Below are 16,107 nucleotides of genomic sequence, written 5' to 3' on the forward strand. Positions count from 1 at the left end.
TTATAATATAAATGAAAAGTATAGTATTTATGGAGAAAAATACTCAAAATTATAAAGAATTTTTATATATTTTAGTATTTAATAATTAATATTTAAGAGATGTTATTCTTGTTTTTTATTTATGATATGTTCAGGATTATCTGAATTTTTAGTGTAATTTGATTTTCTGTAGCAATGTGGTTTGCTTTTGATAGATTGCATGTCAATCTTGGTTTTCTATACAGATAAATTGTTTGTTTGGCGCTGGGCGCTCCCGGTTTATGGTATTATATTTTTTTTGCACACAATAAACATATATATATTTTGTATATTTATAAATATATAACCGGGTTGTGATAAAATCAATGGGAATTTTTTGAAAGCATAAGTCGGAAAATCAGATTTTCTTTTGATTGTAGTCTCTTATCGTTAAAACAGTGCAAATAATTATTATCTCAGTTGCAAAATAACCTATGATCGCATATCGCATTTTTTAGAGATTTGTTCGCTGATCGTCAAAATAGGTGAAAAATATACATGATAAAAGCAACAAATAGAGAACATTATGCTTGGGATGAGCATAATTTCTGGTCTTAATTCTTGCAGTATACTGGGCGTCGAAAAGGTAAATTAAAGTGGGAAAAAGTGCGGATTTCATTGATGTCCTGTCAAGAAGAGCCTCTGCGCAATCTGCCTCCATCGCTTTTTCAGAGCTTGATGCAATGCTGGATGTGCAGGCATCTCTCACATACGCCGAACTGGATACCCAAGCCCGTAAGGTTGCGGTATCCCTGCTGAAAAGATCATCCCGCGGCGCCCGTTGCCTTTTACTGTATCCTCCTGGCATTGATGCTGTCGTCGCGTTCTTTGGTTGCCTCTATGCTGGCATCCTTCCCGTTCCGGTTCTGCCCTATGCTTCCAACAGGCATCTTGATCGTATAGTGCGCGTTGCTGAAAACGCTGGCGCCCTGATTGGATTGGCAACCGATACAGTCGTAGCTGTTCTTGGGCATCACCTTTCTCTCTCCAATGGAGATGCTCTTGAGTGGTTGCAGCTTTCCGAGTTGCAGAATGAGGGAGATGCATCGGAATGGGATGGCTGCCAGCGCACCCCAGAAAGTATCGCATTTCTTCAATATACATCCGGATCGACCGGCACCCCTCGAGGCGTGTGCGTCTCGCATGCCAATCTCGTCAATAACGCACAAGCCATTGCATCCGGCTTCCGGCTTGATGATAATGGCGTGCTTGTCTCCTGGCTTCCCGCCCATCATGACATGGGCTTGATAGGATGCCTTTTGCAGCCGGTTTTCAGTGGTGTTTCGACTTATCTTCTGTCGCCATTGCACTTTACAAGGCAGCCGCTTGACTGGCTCCGCGCAATCAGTCGCTACAAGGGCAATTACAGTGGCGCTTCCGATTTTGCTTACCGTATGTGCATCGAAGCCGCACAGAACGGATTGCCTGACGATCTCGATCTGAGCAGCTGGAATACGGCTTTTTCGGGCGCCGAAGTTGTCAGGGCGCCCACACTGAAAAAATTTCACGAAACGTTCTCCCCTGTGGGGTTCAGGGCTTCTTCTGTGACGGCATGCTACGGCATGGCGGAAACAACATTGTGGGTTTCCGGCGCGCATAATTCCATGGCGCATATCCTCGATGTGGATCGTCAGGCTCTTGCTGCAGGTGAGGCCGTCCATTCCTCGAATTCGGTTGAGACTGTCCAGCTTGTCGGCTGTGGTAATATCTACAACGATGCTGATCTGCGTATTGTTGATCCGGACACTCTTGCAGAGTGCAAGCCTTCCCGGATAGGGGAAATCTGGTATTCAGGCGAAAATGTCGCACAGGGATACTGGGAAAACCCTGAGGCAACAGAAGAAAAATTCAATTTTTCTCTTGAAAGCGCTGAGGGTAAAAAATATCTACGTACAGGTGATATGGGCTTTGTCAGAAATGGACAGGTTTATATTACAGGCCGACTAAAAGATATTATTATCATTAACGGCAAGAACTACTATCCGGATGATATCGAAAATATCGTGATGGAAAGTCATCCGGCCATGAAGGGCGCGGCATGCGTGGCTTTCTCGGTCGATAATGATCATCGTAACGAGCGGCTGGTCATTATTGTTGAGCCGCATGACTGGCACCTCAGTCAGCAGCAGCAGGAAGAAGCCACAACCGCTCTGCGTTCGATGATTTCACGTGATGCGGGTTTGCGTGTGGACGAAGTGCTTTTTGTCCGCAGAGGACAGGTTCCCAGAACATCGAGCGGCAAATTGCAGCGACGTGCGGCATTGCAGCGCTATCAGGCTCAGGAGTTCAAGCAGATCAAGAACAGGGTCTGTCAGGATGAACCGGAAAAAGCCGGAGTTGCTGAAGAAAGCAAACGTTCCCGGCCATCGCTTCGTGTTTTTGTGGAAGAAGCACTCCGTTTGTCTCCGGGTTCCCTGCGGACCGATATTCCCCTGACCTCCCTTGGGCTGGACTCTCTGACAGCCATGCGGATTTCTGGTGCGATCGAAAATCAGTTCGGAGTTGAAGTTCCGCTGGATATTCTGTTCGACGGCGCCAGTTTTGATGATCTGCAGGAGCGTATTGCATCTCCGGACGGCGTTTCTTCTCCCAGATCAAAGTTCGTCAAAAGCGATGTGCCTGTAGAAGGAGAATTCCCTCTCCGCCCCATTCAGCGCGCCTATGTGGTTGGGAGAGATGAAAACGTTTCGTTCGGTGGATTCTCCACATACGTTTATATTGAGATCGATGGAGAATGGCATCCCAAACAGCTCGAAAATGCCTGGAACAAGCTCATTGCGCGGCATGCTTCCTTGCGAACTGTTGTGCTGTCTCAGGGCGTACAGAAAATTCTTGAGGCTCCCGGAAAATACACCATTCCGGTTGCCGATTTCTCTGGATTGTCTGAAGAAGAAAGGCGGGAGGCTCTTCTTGCCTGCACGCGTGACAATGAGAACCGGGTCTTGCCGCTTGGTGTGTGGCCTCTTTTCGACCTGAAAATCAGCAAAACAGGATATGGGAAAAACAGACTGCATTTTGGCATTGATATGCTTATTGCAGATCTTTCCACGATTATTCTTCTTCTGTCTGAAATGAACCAGCTTCTTCAGGGAGAGGATCTGCCGGCACTTCCGGAAACCGGTTTCCAGAGTTATGTCGCATATGAACAGGCAGCGCAGTCCGGCAAGACGCGAGAGAACGCCTTGCGTTACTGGCAGGACAGAATAGCCGACATCCCGCCGCCGCCTCTCTCCATCGCGTCGCTTCAGGGGCAGCGGCCTCGCCTTGGCCGTAGAAAATACGTGCTGTCCGAAGATCTGTGGGCTGGCCTTGTCCAAAATGGAGAGCGTTTTGGTCTGACCAAGTCGACCGTGATGTGTGCGATCTATGCTGAAGTCCTTGGGCGCTGGAGCGGTAACGCTCATTTCCATTTGAGTCTGCCATTGAACGACAGACTGCCGGTCGATCTGAATATTGACAGGGTTGCTGGCGACTTTACCCGAATAGAAATTCTGGAGATCGACAACCGGAACGGTAAGAGTTTCGCCGACAGATCTTCGGACATTCAGAAGCGTCTACGTGCGGACCTGGCGCACCGTATGGTCGATGGTGTGGATGTTCTGCAGCTTATGTCACGAGCGGCTCCAGAGACAACGGAATGCGGTCGTGTCGTGTTTACCAGCGGAATTGGTCTGCCGGGTCTGACGACAGATCCTGATCTGTGGATACTCGGCGAGGAAGTGGGTGGCATCAGTCAGACGCCACAGGTTGTGCTGGACAACCATGTGTTCGAGATGCACGGCGGTCTGGTTGTTAACTGGGACGCCATGGAAAATGCCTTCCCCGAAGGTTTCCTTGATAGCATGTTTGAGTCCTATGTCGCGCTGATCACTGATCTGGCAAGCAGCCCGGATGCCTGGTTCAAAACGTCACCTCTTCTGCTGACGTGTGAGCAGAGACTGACCCGTGATCATGTGAATGCAACAGAAACAGTTCTGCCTCAGGGTAACCTTGATGATCTGTTCGGTAAGCAGGTCGCACTGACCCCGGATGCACCGGCTCTTTTGGGGCAGGGTAGTGATACGGCACTGAGTTATATCGAACTGCGAAAGTTGGCTGATGGAATTGCCCATGCGCTTGGACAGGCTCCTCTCAGTGGCCTGACCGGTGTCGCCATTGGAAAGAGCTTTTCGGGTCTGGCAGCCATTCTTGGCGTTCTTCAGTCAGGTTCCGGGTACATACCGATAGATCCGGAATTGCCGCTTCTGCGTCGGGAGCAGATTCTGGCCAAGTCCGGGATCAGTCGCGTGGTGGTATCAGAAGAGAACGCGGACGATCCGGCGTGGTCCGGACTTGAAAAAATTATCGTCGATACCAACGGCGCAGTAGTTCGCACGATCCCGGCTTCCGGTATGGTTGATGAAAAGAAAAGCGGGTTTGAAGACCTCGCCTATGTCATCTTCACCTCCGGATCGACTGGTGAGCCAAAAGGTGTAGCGCTCAACCATCGTGGTCCATTGAATACAATTACGGACCTGATCCGTTGTTACGATATCAATGAGAACGACAGGTTTCTTGCTTTCTCAAATCTGAACTTCGACCTGTCTGTCTTTGATATTTTTGGCCCGCTTTCAAGTGGCGGAGCAGTCGTGCTTCCAACTGCGGAGCAACTGCGCAATCCGGGACAGATTCTGCAATTGATGGCAGAAACCGGGGTGACCATATGGAACAGCGTTCCTGCCCTGATGGACACTCTGATCGATCATATCGAGAATGCCGAGGAACCGATCCCGGCCCTGAAACTGCGTCTTGTCATGCTCAGTGGTGACTGGATTCCTCCTATACTTCCGGCAAGAATATCGGCCATCTGGCCGGATGCCAGAGTTCTGAGCCTTGGTGGTGCGACGGAAGCCTCCATCTGGTCGATTTCACATCCAATTATGGGCAGTGAAGAAGGCTGGACAAGTGTGCCGTATGGCAAGCCGCTAGGGAACCAGACATTCGATATCTTCAATGACCGGCAGGAGAGTTGTCCAGACTGGGTTGAAGGCGAAATCTGTATCGGTGGTATGGGACTGGCGCAGGGATATCTGCATGATCCTGTCAGGACAGCGGAACACTTTGTGACAGATCCCCGTTCTGGAAGACGTTTTTACCGGACGGGTGATCTGGGACGTTATCGTCCAAATGGCGTTATCGAATTCCTTGGGCGACGTGATGATCAGGTCAAAATCAACGGATACAGAATAGAACTCGGTGACATAGAAAAAGTCCTCGTGTCACATGAACAGGTGAGCAAGGCCATCATTCTGCGTCATGGTGACCGTTATATGGGGCGTCTCGTTGCCTATATCGTTCTTTCAGACAGCAATGAATTCTCACTGCATGAATTGAAAGAGACGGCGCGTGATGCCTTGCCGCATTACATGATTCCAGAACGCATTGTTGTTCTCGACGAGCTGCCACTGACCGCGAATGGCAAGATCGACCGTAAGGCTCTCAAAGCGAAGGAAATGTCCTTTGGAGAGACTTGCGCCGGGAGTATCGGCAATGAAACGATCGAGAAGCTGCGCAAGATCGTTTCCGACGTAATGGGGATTGGTGAAATTCCTTCTCATATAAGCGCATTTGATTTGGGTGCGACGTCCATGCATCTGATTCGTATTCGTCGACGGATAGAAAGCGAGTTTGGTTGCAAGATTGGTTTGGCCAATCTCTTCCAGAATCCCACGGTGGAATCTTTGTCAGAATATCTGCATGAAAATGTGGAAAAGGTTCAGGCATGACATCCGTGCAGACACAGGTCACGTTGAAACGGTTTTCTGGAAAAGGGCCTGCCGATCTTAAGCTGATATGCTTTCCATATGCGGGGGGAAGCGCCGGTGTTTTTCGGAGTTGGGCAGGATTTTTTCCTGAATCGGTCTCTGTTTACGGAGTGAACCTGCCTGGACGTGATGAAAATATCGGATCAGAATGTCTTGATAATCTCCTCGAAATAGCAAGAGGTGTTGCTGATTGTCTGGAAAATGAGTGCGCTGGCCCCTCAGTGTTCTTTGGGCACAGCATGGGGGCACTGGTTGCCTGGGTCACAGCGCGTGAATTGCGGAAAAGGGAACTACCTCTTCCATTGCAGCTCTTTCTTTCCGGTATGAACGCTCCATCTGTTCCACGAGATGAGTTCTCCCATCTGGATGATGATGCCTTCATTCAAAAATTGCTGGATATGAGCGAGGGCAGTCCGGCAATCTTTGACAAGATCAGTATGATTCGGGAAGAACCGGAACTGATCGAGCTGATGCTGCCGGTTGTCAGGGCTGATGTCCGTTCCGTAGATAGTTACAGCTATACACATGAGACACCCCTTGCCTGTCCGATTTTTTCTTTTTACGGAAGCATGGACAGGCAGACAGCACCAGAGGCGATAGCTGCCTGGAAAGATGAAACTGAAGGTTCTTTTGGGATGCACGAATTTGATGGAAGTCATTTCTTTCTGCATGACCGGGAACCGGAAGTTCTTGATAAAATAAAGGCTGTTCTCTCTGAAAGAGATATCAAGATATAAAGGCTTGTTCTGTTTTTCTTGCGCCTTGACACCTTTGCTTCCCTTCCTGGCGATGGGTTGAGGCAGGCCAGGAACAGTGTGAAAGAGACGGTATGGCGCAGGATGATCACATACAGGAGGATAAGGTTTCTGATAATCTGGAGGAGCCTGTTGCCAGCAGCGGGACGGAGGATGTTCCTCGGAAGAAAGGCCGGAGACGCAATGTCGTAGCGTTCGTTCTTTTGATTGTTCTAGTTATAGTTCTCTGCTGTTATTATTTTTATAAGACACGCAATGACGTAAAGACCGAAGATGCCTATACGGCGGGCCGGAAGCATGCGATCGCATCACAGGTCAGCGGATATGTGACGCAGTTGCTTGTTGACGATAATCAGTTTGTTTATCGCGGCGATCTTCTGCTTTCGATTGATCACAGCGACTATGTGGTCGCCTTTAACAAAGCTCGGGCTGCTGTTCTTAAGGCAGAGGCCAATATCAGGGCATTCCGTATGATTGCGGAGATTTCGCACAAGACCTTTCCAGGAAGGCTCCGGGCTGCAGAAGGAAGTCTGCAGATTGCGGAAGCCCAGCTTATGCGGGCCAAGGCCGATTATCACCGCCAGCTTACAGTGATGCGGGAAGGCACATCCCAGCAGGATATTGATCATGCCAGAGCAGCTCTGGAAGAAGCCCAGGCTAAGGTTGCTTCTGCACAGGGCGATGTGACGCAGGCGGAACCGGTCGAATCAAATCTGCAAAATGCTGCAGCTCACGTGTCGCAGGAAGAAGCTGCTTTGGTTGAAGCGAAGGCCGATCTTGAGCAGGCCGAAATCAATCTGATCCGCACCCACATTCGTGCGCCGTGTGATGGATGGGTCTCCCAGCGTAATGTGGAACTGGGGAATTTCGTGAAGCCTGGACAGCAGATGATGTCTATTGTCCCTGCTGACGTCTGGATCGTTGCGAACTACAAGGAAACCCAGATACAGGGGATGAAGCCGGGTCAGAAGGTAGACATTTCCATCAATGCCTTTCCCCAGCTTCGTCTTCAGGGGCATGTTGATTCCATTCAATTGGGATCGGGTGAGTCCTTCAGTACTTTTCCGCCTGAAAATGCTACCGGAAATTTTGTGAAAATCGTGCAAAGAATTCCGGTAAAAATCCGTATTGACGGTGGTCTTCCGCGGAATGGTCCACCGTTGCCTCTGGGCCTGTCCGTCGAACCGGTGGTCCATATAGAATGAACGCAAATGAGACTTCGCCACAGGATGTCTGGAAGCCGAAGCACAATCCCTGGCTAGTTGCCATTGTTGTGACATTGGCTGCGTTCATGGAAATCCTTGATACGACAGTCGTCAATGTGGCGATGCCTCATATCGCAGGGGCTCTGGGCAGTTCTTATGACGACGCAACATGGGCCTTGACTTCCTACCTTGTCGCCAATGGCATTGTTCTGACGATTTCAGGTTGGCTTTCGCGTGTTTTCGGGCGTAAACGCTATTTCCTGATCTGTATTGGCATATTCACCGTTGCGTCTCTTCTTTGTGGACTTGCGACGTCCCTATCCTCGCTTGTTATATTTCGTATTCTTCAAGGTTTCTTTGGGGGAGGTCTCCAGCCAAGCCAGCAGTCGATTATTCTTGATACGTTTCCGCCGGAGAAGCGCGGAGCAGCCTTCAGTCTGACAGCCGTAGCGACAGTAGTGGCTCCTGTGACCGGCCCTCTGATTGGGGGCTATCTTACCGACGAGTTGTCGTGGCGCTGGATCTTTTTTGTCAATGTACCCTTTGGAATTCTGACAATTCTTGCTGTCATGATTCTGGTCGAGGATCCGCCATGGGAAAAGGCCAGAAAGGAACGGATCGATGTTGTCGGGATCGGATTGATCTCGCTCGGTCTGGGCTGTCTCGAAGTTATGGCCGATCGTGGCGAGGATGAAGACTGGTTCAGCTCATCCTTTATCGTTTTGATGGCTTTAACTGGTGTTTTCTGTATTCTGGGCGCGATCGTATGGCTATGTCGCGTGAAAGATCCGCTGGTAAGACTGTCAGTCCTGAAAGATCGGAATTTCGCGATTGGCACACTTCTGATTTCTGTCATGGGTGGGATACTTTACGCATCTGCTATCATCATACCGCAGTTTTCACAGCAGATGCTTGGATATACCGCCACGATTTCCGGTTTTGTTCTGGCTCCCGGTGGAATAGCCGTTGTCTGCCTGATCCCTTTCGTGAACTGGCTCATGAAGAAAATCCATGTGCGCTATGTAATCGCATGCGGATTTTTTCTTCTGGCAATGGCGATGTTTCAGGCAACGTCACTTTATGCAGAACTCGATTTGAGGCATCTTATCTTTTACCGTGTCTGTCAGACTGCGACGATGGCTTTTCTGTTTGTGCCGATTTCCACCGTTGCCTATTCAACATTGCCTCGTGAACTCAATGCTGATGCTTCGGCGCTGTTCAGTATGGCGCGCAATTATATTGGCTCTCTCGCAATTTCACTGGGGACAGCGACTATTATTGAAACACGGCAAAGACATCAGGTCTATATTGCAGATAATATGACTGTCGGCCGAGCCGAATATTCAGCATATCTCGACCGGGTTCAGGATATTGCAGAAGCTTATGGGTTTTCGAGCGATATGGCGGAGACTTATAGCCGGCATCGGTTGTTCGGCGAGTTTACGCGACAGGTAGCATTGCTGGCTTACAATGACGTGTTTTTTCTTATCGGCATTCTATCTCTTGCGACCATTCCGTTCTGCTTCTTCCTCCCCACCAGCAGAAAATCTATGCAACTGGGCACAAAAGCAAAATGATTATGTGGACTTCTTTTCTATCGTTGATTCTGTCCACAGCAGAAAGACCAAAGAGGTCTTTGCATGTGATGTCCGCGTGGAAATATTTGGACGCAGGAGACTTCAGATGTGCGTAACCCCGTTCATCCGCGTTGCATTTTCATCCTGCGTTCTTCTGGCATTGCCGGGCTGTTTGCATGTTGGCCCCAAATATCATGCGCCGAAACCGTGGTCGCCAGCACATTTCGAGAATCTGCATTCGGGAAATGCATTTAGCATGACCGAAGAGACACAAATCTCTGTGCAATGGTGGAAGACTTTCAATGATCCGGAACTCACGTCTCTTGAAGAACGTGTGGCCACTAAAAACCTGTCATTTCTTCTTGCTCTGGCAAACCTGTCTGAAAGCCGGGCGCAGCTCATGCTTGCGGGAGCGGAGCGCTTCCCTGCCCTGAGTGCCACAGGTTCCTACAGACGGGTGCAGCGTAGTGAAAAGCTGATGCAGGAAACGCTACATCGTATCGGTGGTGGTATTGTCCATGGAACTCACGGTCAGATGGGTGAGTTGGCCAGTGGATTTATTGAAGAGGCTGGAAATACAGCGACGGTTCCATTGCTCAATCAATGGAGCTCCAGTGTAGACGCCACATATGAAATTGATCTCTGGGGACGTGTTGCGCATCAATATCAGGCTGCAAAGGCGGGATTGCAGGCAACGGAGGAAGAACGCCATGCAGTTCTGATTGCTGAAGAGGCTGACATGGCACGCGGTTATCTGACTCTTCGTGGTGATCAGCGGCGGTTGCTTGTCATGAAAGAGGGGGTGAAAGTTATTCAGAAGATCTCTGATATAGCTCAGGGCCGGTACAAGGGAGGGCTCGTATCAGCAGTGGATTATGAGTCTGCTCAGGCGCGTCTGAACGATACCCAAGCCCAGATCGCAGAAATGAATATCAAGATAGCGCAGGAAGAGAATGCTCTTGCCCTTCTTCTGGGAGAAATGCCGGGAAGTCTCAATGAGGAACTGGAAAAGAATGTAATTACGCCAGTTGTTCCACCTGTTGTTCCCGTAGGTCTGCCGTCCGAACTGGCTCACAGACGTCCAGATATCAGGGAAGCAGAAGCGAAATTGAGGTTTGCTGTTGAAGAGACAGGTGAAGCGGTTGCGGATTTCTATCCAAGAGTAACCATCAATGCTGATTTTGGATTCCAGACTCTTTCTTTCCGGGACCTGGGCTTTTGGAATGCAAAGGCATGGAACGTTGGTCCGTCAATTTCCCTGCCTATTTTTCAGGGTGGAAGACTGAGTGGTCAGCTTGCATTGAAAAAAGGTGCACAGAAAGCAGCTGCTATTTCATACAAGCAAACGGTTCTGCAGGCATGGCATGATGTCGATAATGCTCTGACTGCGTATCATGATGAACAGACACGCATGCAAAAATTACGTGATGAAATCGCCAATGATAATCATGCGCTCAAGCTGGCGGAAAGTCAGTATCGAAGTGGTTTGACCAATTACCTCACTGTTTTGAGCACTGAGGATCAGCTTTTAACCGCTGAACTTGCATTGGCCGAGAACGAGGCGACTGTCGCGACAAGTCTTGCTCGACTTTACAATGCTCTTGGTGGTGGATGGGAAAATGAAGCTCAATCTGAATAAAGTATTATAAATATATCTTTATAAATATGCGCGATTTTGTTGAAAATAAAATAATAACTCTTGCGTTAATTTAAGAAATTTTGTCTGATGCGCGTGTCTGGCTGTAGACTATACTTTCATCAGACAGAGCGTTAAGGAAGCCACTGTAAAGCATCCTTGTTCATTCAAGCGGATCTTCCTGTGGGCTGAGTATGAGGAATAAAATGGCACACAGCGTACAACCCTTTCGGGCATCGTATAGAAGTAAAATATCAAAATATTATAACGTATATCTTCATGGTGCCTTTGTCTTTTTTTTCGGGGTTTGTGCCATAATATTTTTTGCTTCAAAAATACATAATTTCAAATTGGTTGATGGTCTGGCTTTTGTCTTTGGTATTCTGTTCTTTAATGTCTGTGAATATTATATTCACAAAAGTTTTGGGCATAGAAAAAACCCTGCCGCCCTTCTTTTTTATAAAAGACATACGGGTGACCATCACAGTTTTTTCTCTGATGATGAGATGTATTTTGATCAGGCTCAGGACTGGCGTGTTATTCTGTTTCCGCCCTGGCTCGTTGTTCTCATATCCATACTGCTGTTTGGTATCTGGTCTGGTGTCTCCATCCTGAATCAGAATATGGCCTCTTTGTTTTCCATGGCGGTGATGGGAAGTTTCTTGTGCTATGAGATCTTTCACGTCTGTGCCCATGTTCCGCCTGGATACTGGTTTACAGAGCTTCCCTGGATCAGGATGGTGCGCCGTCTGCATACCATCCACCATAGACGCCATCTTATGGCCGATCGTAATTTCAACATTCTGTTCCCAATGATGGACAGGATTTTGAAAACAATTGTTCAAAAATAACAGTATTTAAAAAGTAAATTTCTCTGGTTTTTGTCTTCCATTCAAGCCTCACAAGAGGCTTGAATTTGAATAAAGAATGATACTATTGCTTCAAGTAAATATAAAAACGAACAAATTAATTTTTTCGTTCGAAAAAGAAATTGAAATATTTCATGTAAACCATGAAGAAAATGATGATCAGTTTTTAAAATCGCTTGATTTTATGGATGCAGATGAGTCCGAGAGAATCAAGTCTCTGGTCTGTTATAAAGATAAGCGGTCATTCGCTATAACAAGATATGCGTTGAAAAAAATTCTTGCTGATAAAAGCAGTCTGAATTTGGAATCCATCTCTATTCAATCATTGAAAGGACAGAAGCCTTCTGCCTGCAATGATTACGGAGCACACTTCAATGTCAGTCATTCTGATACGGATAGCGTTATTTGCGTATCCCAAAACTACGATGTTGGTATAGATCTCGAACCTGTTTCCTCATCTGTGTTCTGCTCGGAATTGTCTGATTGTGTTTTGACTGCGAGAGAAAAAGAGATTTTTCATTCTCTTTTGCCAGAAGAAAAGAAACAGTTTTTTTTGAAGTGTTGGACCGCAAAAGAGGCTTATTGCAAACTTCTTGGGTGTGGAATTACCGAAAATTTTAAAAATCTTGAGATAACGTTGGGTCAGGAATCAATGATAAAGAAAGTCGATCAATCAGAAATTCATTTCTTCTGGTCTGGTACTGTTAAAAATCATTGTATATGTGTTGCTTTCAGACACAGGCTTGGAAAATAAAAGTATGTAATAATTGTCTCGTTTCTGGAAAATGCAGCAGTGAAGTTGTTTGTTATTATGCGAAAACTTTAGAAAGTAAAACGAGATTTTTATTTTTCTTATCATGGAAAACGCCTGTCAGCCGTTCTTCCGCAAATATCTCAGTTCCATAGTCTATAGGGCGGGTGTTTCCTTCTCTGCTCCCTTGTGCGCCACGCTTTCGAATACCAGCATGTTGTGTCCGCCGCGCATGAAATGCTCACACACTCTCATGCCGATGCCTCCCAATACCTTGCGGGAGGCGATATTGCTGTCACGGGCGACGGCCATCACGCGAGAAAAACCTGCTGCATGAGCATGACGAAGCGCCGCTGCTGCTGCTTCCCGTGCAAGTCCCCGTCCGGCTGCCCAAGGGTAGATCGCAAACCTGAGCGCAACACCGCGTCCATCCGGTCGCTCATGCACGCCCGTGATGCCGATCAGCTGTCCGTTTTCGCGGATAGCGAACATGCCGGTACCGTATTTTGCCCAGAAGGTGATGTCGGACACCATCTCCGCCTCCGCCTGCTGACGGTTGCGTACACCACCGAGCATCATGGCGAACGCGCCCCCATCCGCCTTGAGGCGTGCAATATCCTCCATGTCGCGCCAGGAAACGGGCGTCAGTGTGAGGCGGGCGGTGCGGAGGATATGCAGGCTCATGGATGATCTATCAGAAACATCCTGAAGTGAATTTGTAAAATGGAAGCCGGCAGAATGTCTGGTGTCTGTTTTCGAAAACAGGCCATCTGAAGCTTTTTGAAAAAAGCTTCACCAAAAACATTCTGGTGTTTTACAGGAACATTTCCTGCAATTGCCGAGAAACAGGCCGGGATCAAAGTGACTGCGTCCCTTTGTGGGGACGGGGCAACGCCCCGTAAAACCACCCCGCCCGAAACCGGCTTATCGCGCCAGCGGACGATACTTGATCCGGCTCGGCTCGACCGCAGCATCGCCCAGACGACGCTTCTTGTCTTCCTCATACGCCTGGAAGTTACCCTCGAACCACTCGACATGGCTGTCACCCTCAAAGGCGAGGATATGCGTGGCGAGACGGTCGAGGAACCAGCGATCATGGGAGATGATCACGGCGCAGCCCGGATACTCGGCCAGCGCGTCTTCCAGTGCGCGGAGCGTATCGACATCGAGATCGTTGGTCGGCTCATCGAGCAGGATGACGTTACTTTCCTTGCGAAGCATCTTCGCAAGGTGAACGCGGTTACGCTCACCACCGGACAGCACGCCGACCTTCTTCTGCTGGTCAGCGCCCTTGAAGTTGAATGCGCCGACATAGGCACGCGACGGAACCGCGCGCTTGCCAAGATAGATCACGTCCGTGCCGCCCGAAATTTCTTCCCAGACAGTCTTATTGTCGTCGAGACTGTCGCGTGACTGGTCGACGTAACCGAGTTCAACCGTGTCACCGATGGTCAGCTTGCCGCTGTCCGGCTGCTCCTGCCCGGTGATCATCTTGAACAGCGTGGACTTACCCGCGCCGTTCGGTCCGATCACACCGACAATGCCACCTGGCGGCAGTTTGAAGTTCAGCTTGTCGATCAGCAGATGGTCGCCGAAGCCCTTCGTCAGGTCTTCCGCCTCGATCACCACATTGCCCAGACGCGGGCCGGGGGTGATGACGATTTCCGCCGTGCCAGCAGCCTTCTCGTTGCTCTTGGCCAGCAACTCTTCGTATTTGGTGATACGGGCCTTGCTCTTCGCCTGACGGGCCTTCGGACTGGAGGCAATCCACTCCTGCTCGGCGGCAAGGGCGCGCTGGCGGCCGCTCTCTTCCTTCTCTTCCTGCGCCAGACGCTTGCGCTTCTGTTCCAGCCACGAAGAGTAGTTGCCTTCGAACGGATAGCCGCGACCGCGCTCGATCTCGAGAATCCAGTTGGTCACATTGTCGAGGAAGTAACGGTCATGGGTGATGACCATGACGGTGCCTTCGTAGTCACGCAGGGTCTTTTCGAGCCATGCCACGCTCTCGGCGTCGAGATGGTTGGTCGGTTCGTCAAGCAGCAGCAGATCAGGCTTTTCCAGCAGCAGACGGCACAGCGCGACGCGACGGCGCTCACCACCGGAAAGCTTATCGACGGGGCTGTCGGCAGGCGGGCAGCGCAGTGCGTCGAGCGCGATTTCCAGCTTGCGGTCGAGTTCCCAGCCATCGCCCGCATCGATCTTCTCCTGAAGATCAGCCTGCTCGGCGAGGAGCGCGGTCATTTCGTCCTCGTCCATCGGCTCGGCGAACTTGGCGGAGATCTCGTTGAAGCGGTCGACCGCCTTCTTCAGGTCGCCGAAACCCTGTGCGGCGTTTTCACCGACCGTCAGGTTCGGGTCGAGCTTCGGCTCCTGTTCGAGATAGCCGACCTTCACGCCTTCAGCGGCCCAGGCCTCGCCACCATATTCCTTGTCGATCCCGGCCATGATCTTGAGCAGGGTCGATTTACCGGCGCCGTTGACGCCGAGAACGCCGATCTTGGCGCCGGGCATGAAGGACAGGGTGATGCCCTTGAAGACTTCGCGACCGCCCGGATAGGACTTGGTCAGGTCCTTCATCACATAGACATATTGATATGGCGCCATGAGACGAAACTCCGTGACAGTAATGGAAGGACCGGCCCTGAGATGGCCAGAGAGGGCGAACATCGGGCGGGCTTTGGACCCGGCCGATGGAGACGCCTGCGCCCGGCAGGACTTGAACCCGCAACCAAGCCGTTATGAGCGGCCCGCTCTAACCAATTGAGCTACGGGCGCGCAGGCGGCTCATCAATTCGCGCAACCCAACCCATTTTGCAAGCGTCCAGTGCAAGGAAATATGTCTGTCTTGGCAAGAAAGCGGCACAGGGCTACGCTTCGCCCGCAATTTATCCATATGGAGCAGGACGATGGACGTCTCGAAACTTTCCCCCGGCAAGGACGTGCCGAACGACATCAACGTCGTGATCGAGATCCCGCAGGGGTCTTCCGTCAAATATGAGATCGACAAGGAAAGCGGTGCGCTGTTCGTCGATCGTTTCCTGTTTACGCCGATGGTCTATCCGGCGGCCTATGGCTTCATCCCGAACACGCTGGCTGCTGATGGCGACCCGGCAGACGCCATGGTCCTCACACCGCGCAACGTTGTTCCGGGCTGCGTGATCCGCGCCCGTCCGATTGGCGTCCTGCTGATGGAAGACGAGGCCGGTCAGGACGAGAAGATCCTGTGCGTGCCGCACGACAAGATCCACCCGCAGTTCTCCAAGGTCGAGAAGATCGAGGACCTGCCCGAGATCCTGATTCAGGAAATCGAGCATTTCTTCACGCGCTACAAGGATCTGGAGAAGGGCAAGTGGGTGAAGGTCACGGGTTGGGGCGACAAGGCCCGCGCCGGTGAGATCATCAAGGCGTCCCTTGAGGCTGCGAAGAAGTAATTTTTCTTGCGCGTTCAGTGATGGAAACACCCTGCTTTCGGTTTGAAAGCAGGGTGTTTTT

General features: G+C 50.0%; 10 protein-coding genes and 1 tRNA gene. 8 read left to right on the forward strand and 3 right to left on the reverse strand.

The genetic code is table 11. The features are described 5' to 3' along the window. Window positions 1–614 precede the first annotated feature (614 nt). From EMQ_RS10815 to EMQ_RS10845, 7 genes are all read left to right on the forward strand, one after another. The gene (locus tag EMQ_RS10815; protein WP_018308015.1) at window positions 615–5,783 is read left to right on the forward strand and encodes a non-ribosomal peptide synthetase; all 5,169 of its coding nucleotides are present in this window, start codon (window positions 615–617) and stop codon (window positions 5,781–5,783) included. Beyond that, window positions 5,780–6,559: a thioesterase II family protein gene (locus EMQ_RS10820; RefSeq protein ID WP_018308014.1), complete on the forward strand. Its 780-nt coding sequence runs from the start codon at window positions 5,780–5,782 to the stop codon at window positions 6,557–6,559. Before EMQ_RS10815 ends, EMQ_RS10820 begins: the two co-directional genes overlap by 4 nt. Before the next feature lie 92 nt (window positions 6,560–6,651). After that, entirely contained in the window at window positions 6,652–7,782 is a 1,131-nt protein-coding gene (locus tag EMQ_RS10825) for an HlyD family secretion protein (RefSeq protein ID WP_010668068.1), read from the forward strand. After that, the gene (locus EMQ_RS10830; RefSeq protein ID WP_010668067.1) at window positions 7,779–9,359 is read left to right on the forward strand and encodes a DHA2 family efflux MFS transporter permease subunit; all 1,581 of its coding nucleotides are present in this window, start codon (window positions 7,779–7,781) and stop codon (window positions 9,357–9,359) included. The genes EMQ_RS10825 and EMQ_RS10830 overlap by 4 nt, the downstream gene beginning before the upstream one ends. A 256-nt stretch (window positions 9,360–9,615) precedes the next feature. After that, a complete protein-coding gene (locus EMQ_RS10835; RefSeq protein ID WP_231367949.1) occupies window positions 9,616–10,998 on the forward strand; it encodes an efflux transporter outer membrane subunit in 1,383 nt (460 codons plus the stop codon). A 203-nt stretch (window positions 10,999–11,201) separates the two neighbouring features. Then, the gene (locus EMQ_RS10840; protein ID WP_158320020.1) at window positions 11,202–11,846 is read left to right on the forward strand and encodes a sterol desaturase family protein; all 645 of its coding nucleotides are present in this window, start codon (window positions 11,202–11,204) and stop codon (window positions 11,844–11,846) included. A gap of 85 nt (window positions 11,847–11,931) precedes the next feature. Then, window positions 11,932–12,618: a 4'-phosphopantetheinyl transferase family protein gene (locus EMQ_RS10845; RefSeq protein WP_158320019.1), complete on the forward strand. Its 687-nt coding sequence runs from the start codon at window positions 11,932–11,934 to the stop codon at window positions 12,616–12,618. 153 nt (window positions 12,619–12,771) lie between these two features. On the opposite strand, the gene EMQ_RS10850 is transcribed toward EMQ_RS10845, so the two are convergent. The 3 genes from EMQ_RS10850 to EMQ_RS10860 form a co-directional block, all read right to left on the reverse strand. Beyond that, window positions 12,772–13,299, reverse strand: coding sequence for a GNAT family N-acetyltransferase (locus EMQ_RS10850; RefSeq protein WP_010668968.1), 528 nt, complete (start codon window positions 13,297–13,299; stop codon window positions 12,772–12,774). Between the two features lie 240 nt (window positions 13,300–13,539). Continuing rightward, window positions 13,540–15,219, reverse strand: coding sequence for an energy-dependent translational throttle protein EttA (ettA, locus tag EMQ_RS10855; RefSeq protein ID WP_010666838.1), 1,680 nt, complete (start codon window positions 15,217–15,219; stop codon window positions 13,540–13,542). Window positions 15,220–15,316: 97 nt separating this feature from the next. Continuing rightward, window positions 15,317–15,390, reverse strand: a tRNA-Ile gene (locus EMQ_RS10860). 131 nt (window positions 15,391–15,521) lie between these two features. Between EMQ_RS10860 and ppa the strand changes: the two genes are divergently transcribed. Beyond that, on the forward strand, window positions 15,522–16,046 hold the full coding sequence (gene ppa / locus EMQ_RS10865) for an inorganic diphosphatase (RefSeq protein ID WP_010666839.1): 525 nt from the start codon (window positions 15,522–15,524) through the stop codon (window positions 16,044–16,046). Window positions 16,047–16,107 lie beyond the last annotated feature (61 nt).

The sequence above is a fragment of the Acetobacter aceti NBRC 14818 genome, assembly GCF_000193495.2.
Lineage (GTDB): Bacteria > Pseudomonadota > Alphaproteobacteria > Acetobacterales > Acetobacteraceae > Acetobacter > Acetobacter aceti.

Bases quoted from the DNA above. Each gene is read 5' to 3' on its own strand.
- EMQ_RS10835 (WP_231367949.1), top strand. From the start codon at position 9,616: ATGACCGAAGAGACACAAATCTCTGTGCAATGGTGGAAGACTTTCAAT.
- EMQ_RS10850 (WP_010668968.1), bottom strand. From the start codon at position 13,299: ATGAGCCTGCATATCCTCCGCACCGCCCGCCTCACACTGACGCCCGTT.
- ppa (WP_010666839.1), top strand. From the start codon at position 15,522: ATGGACGTCTCGAAACTTTCCCCCGGCAAGGACGTGCCGAACGACATC.
- EMQ_RS10825 (WP_010668068.1), top strand. From the start codon at position 6,652: ATGGCGCAGGATGATCACATACAGGAGGATAAGGTTTCTGATAATCTG.
- EMQ_RS10830 (WP_010668067.1), top strand. From the start codon at position 7,779: ATGAACGCAAATGAGACTTCGCCACAGGATGTCTGGAAGCCGAAGCAC.
- ettA (WP_010666838.1), bottom strand. From the start codon at position 15,219: ATGGCGCCATATCAATATGTCTATGTGATGAAGGACCTGACCAAGTCC.
- EMQ_RS10820 (WP_018308014.1), top strand. From the start codon at position 5,780: ATGACATCCGTGCAGACACAGGTCACGTTGAAACGGTTTTCTGGAAAA.
- EMQ_RS10840 (WP_158320020.1), top strand. From the start codon at position 11,202: ATGGCACACAGCGTACAACCCTTTCGGGCATCGTATAGAAGTAAAATA.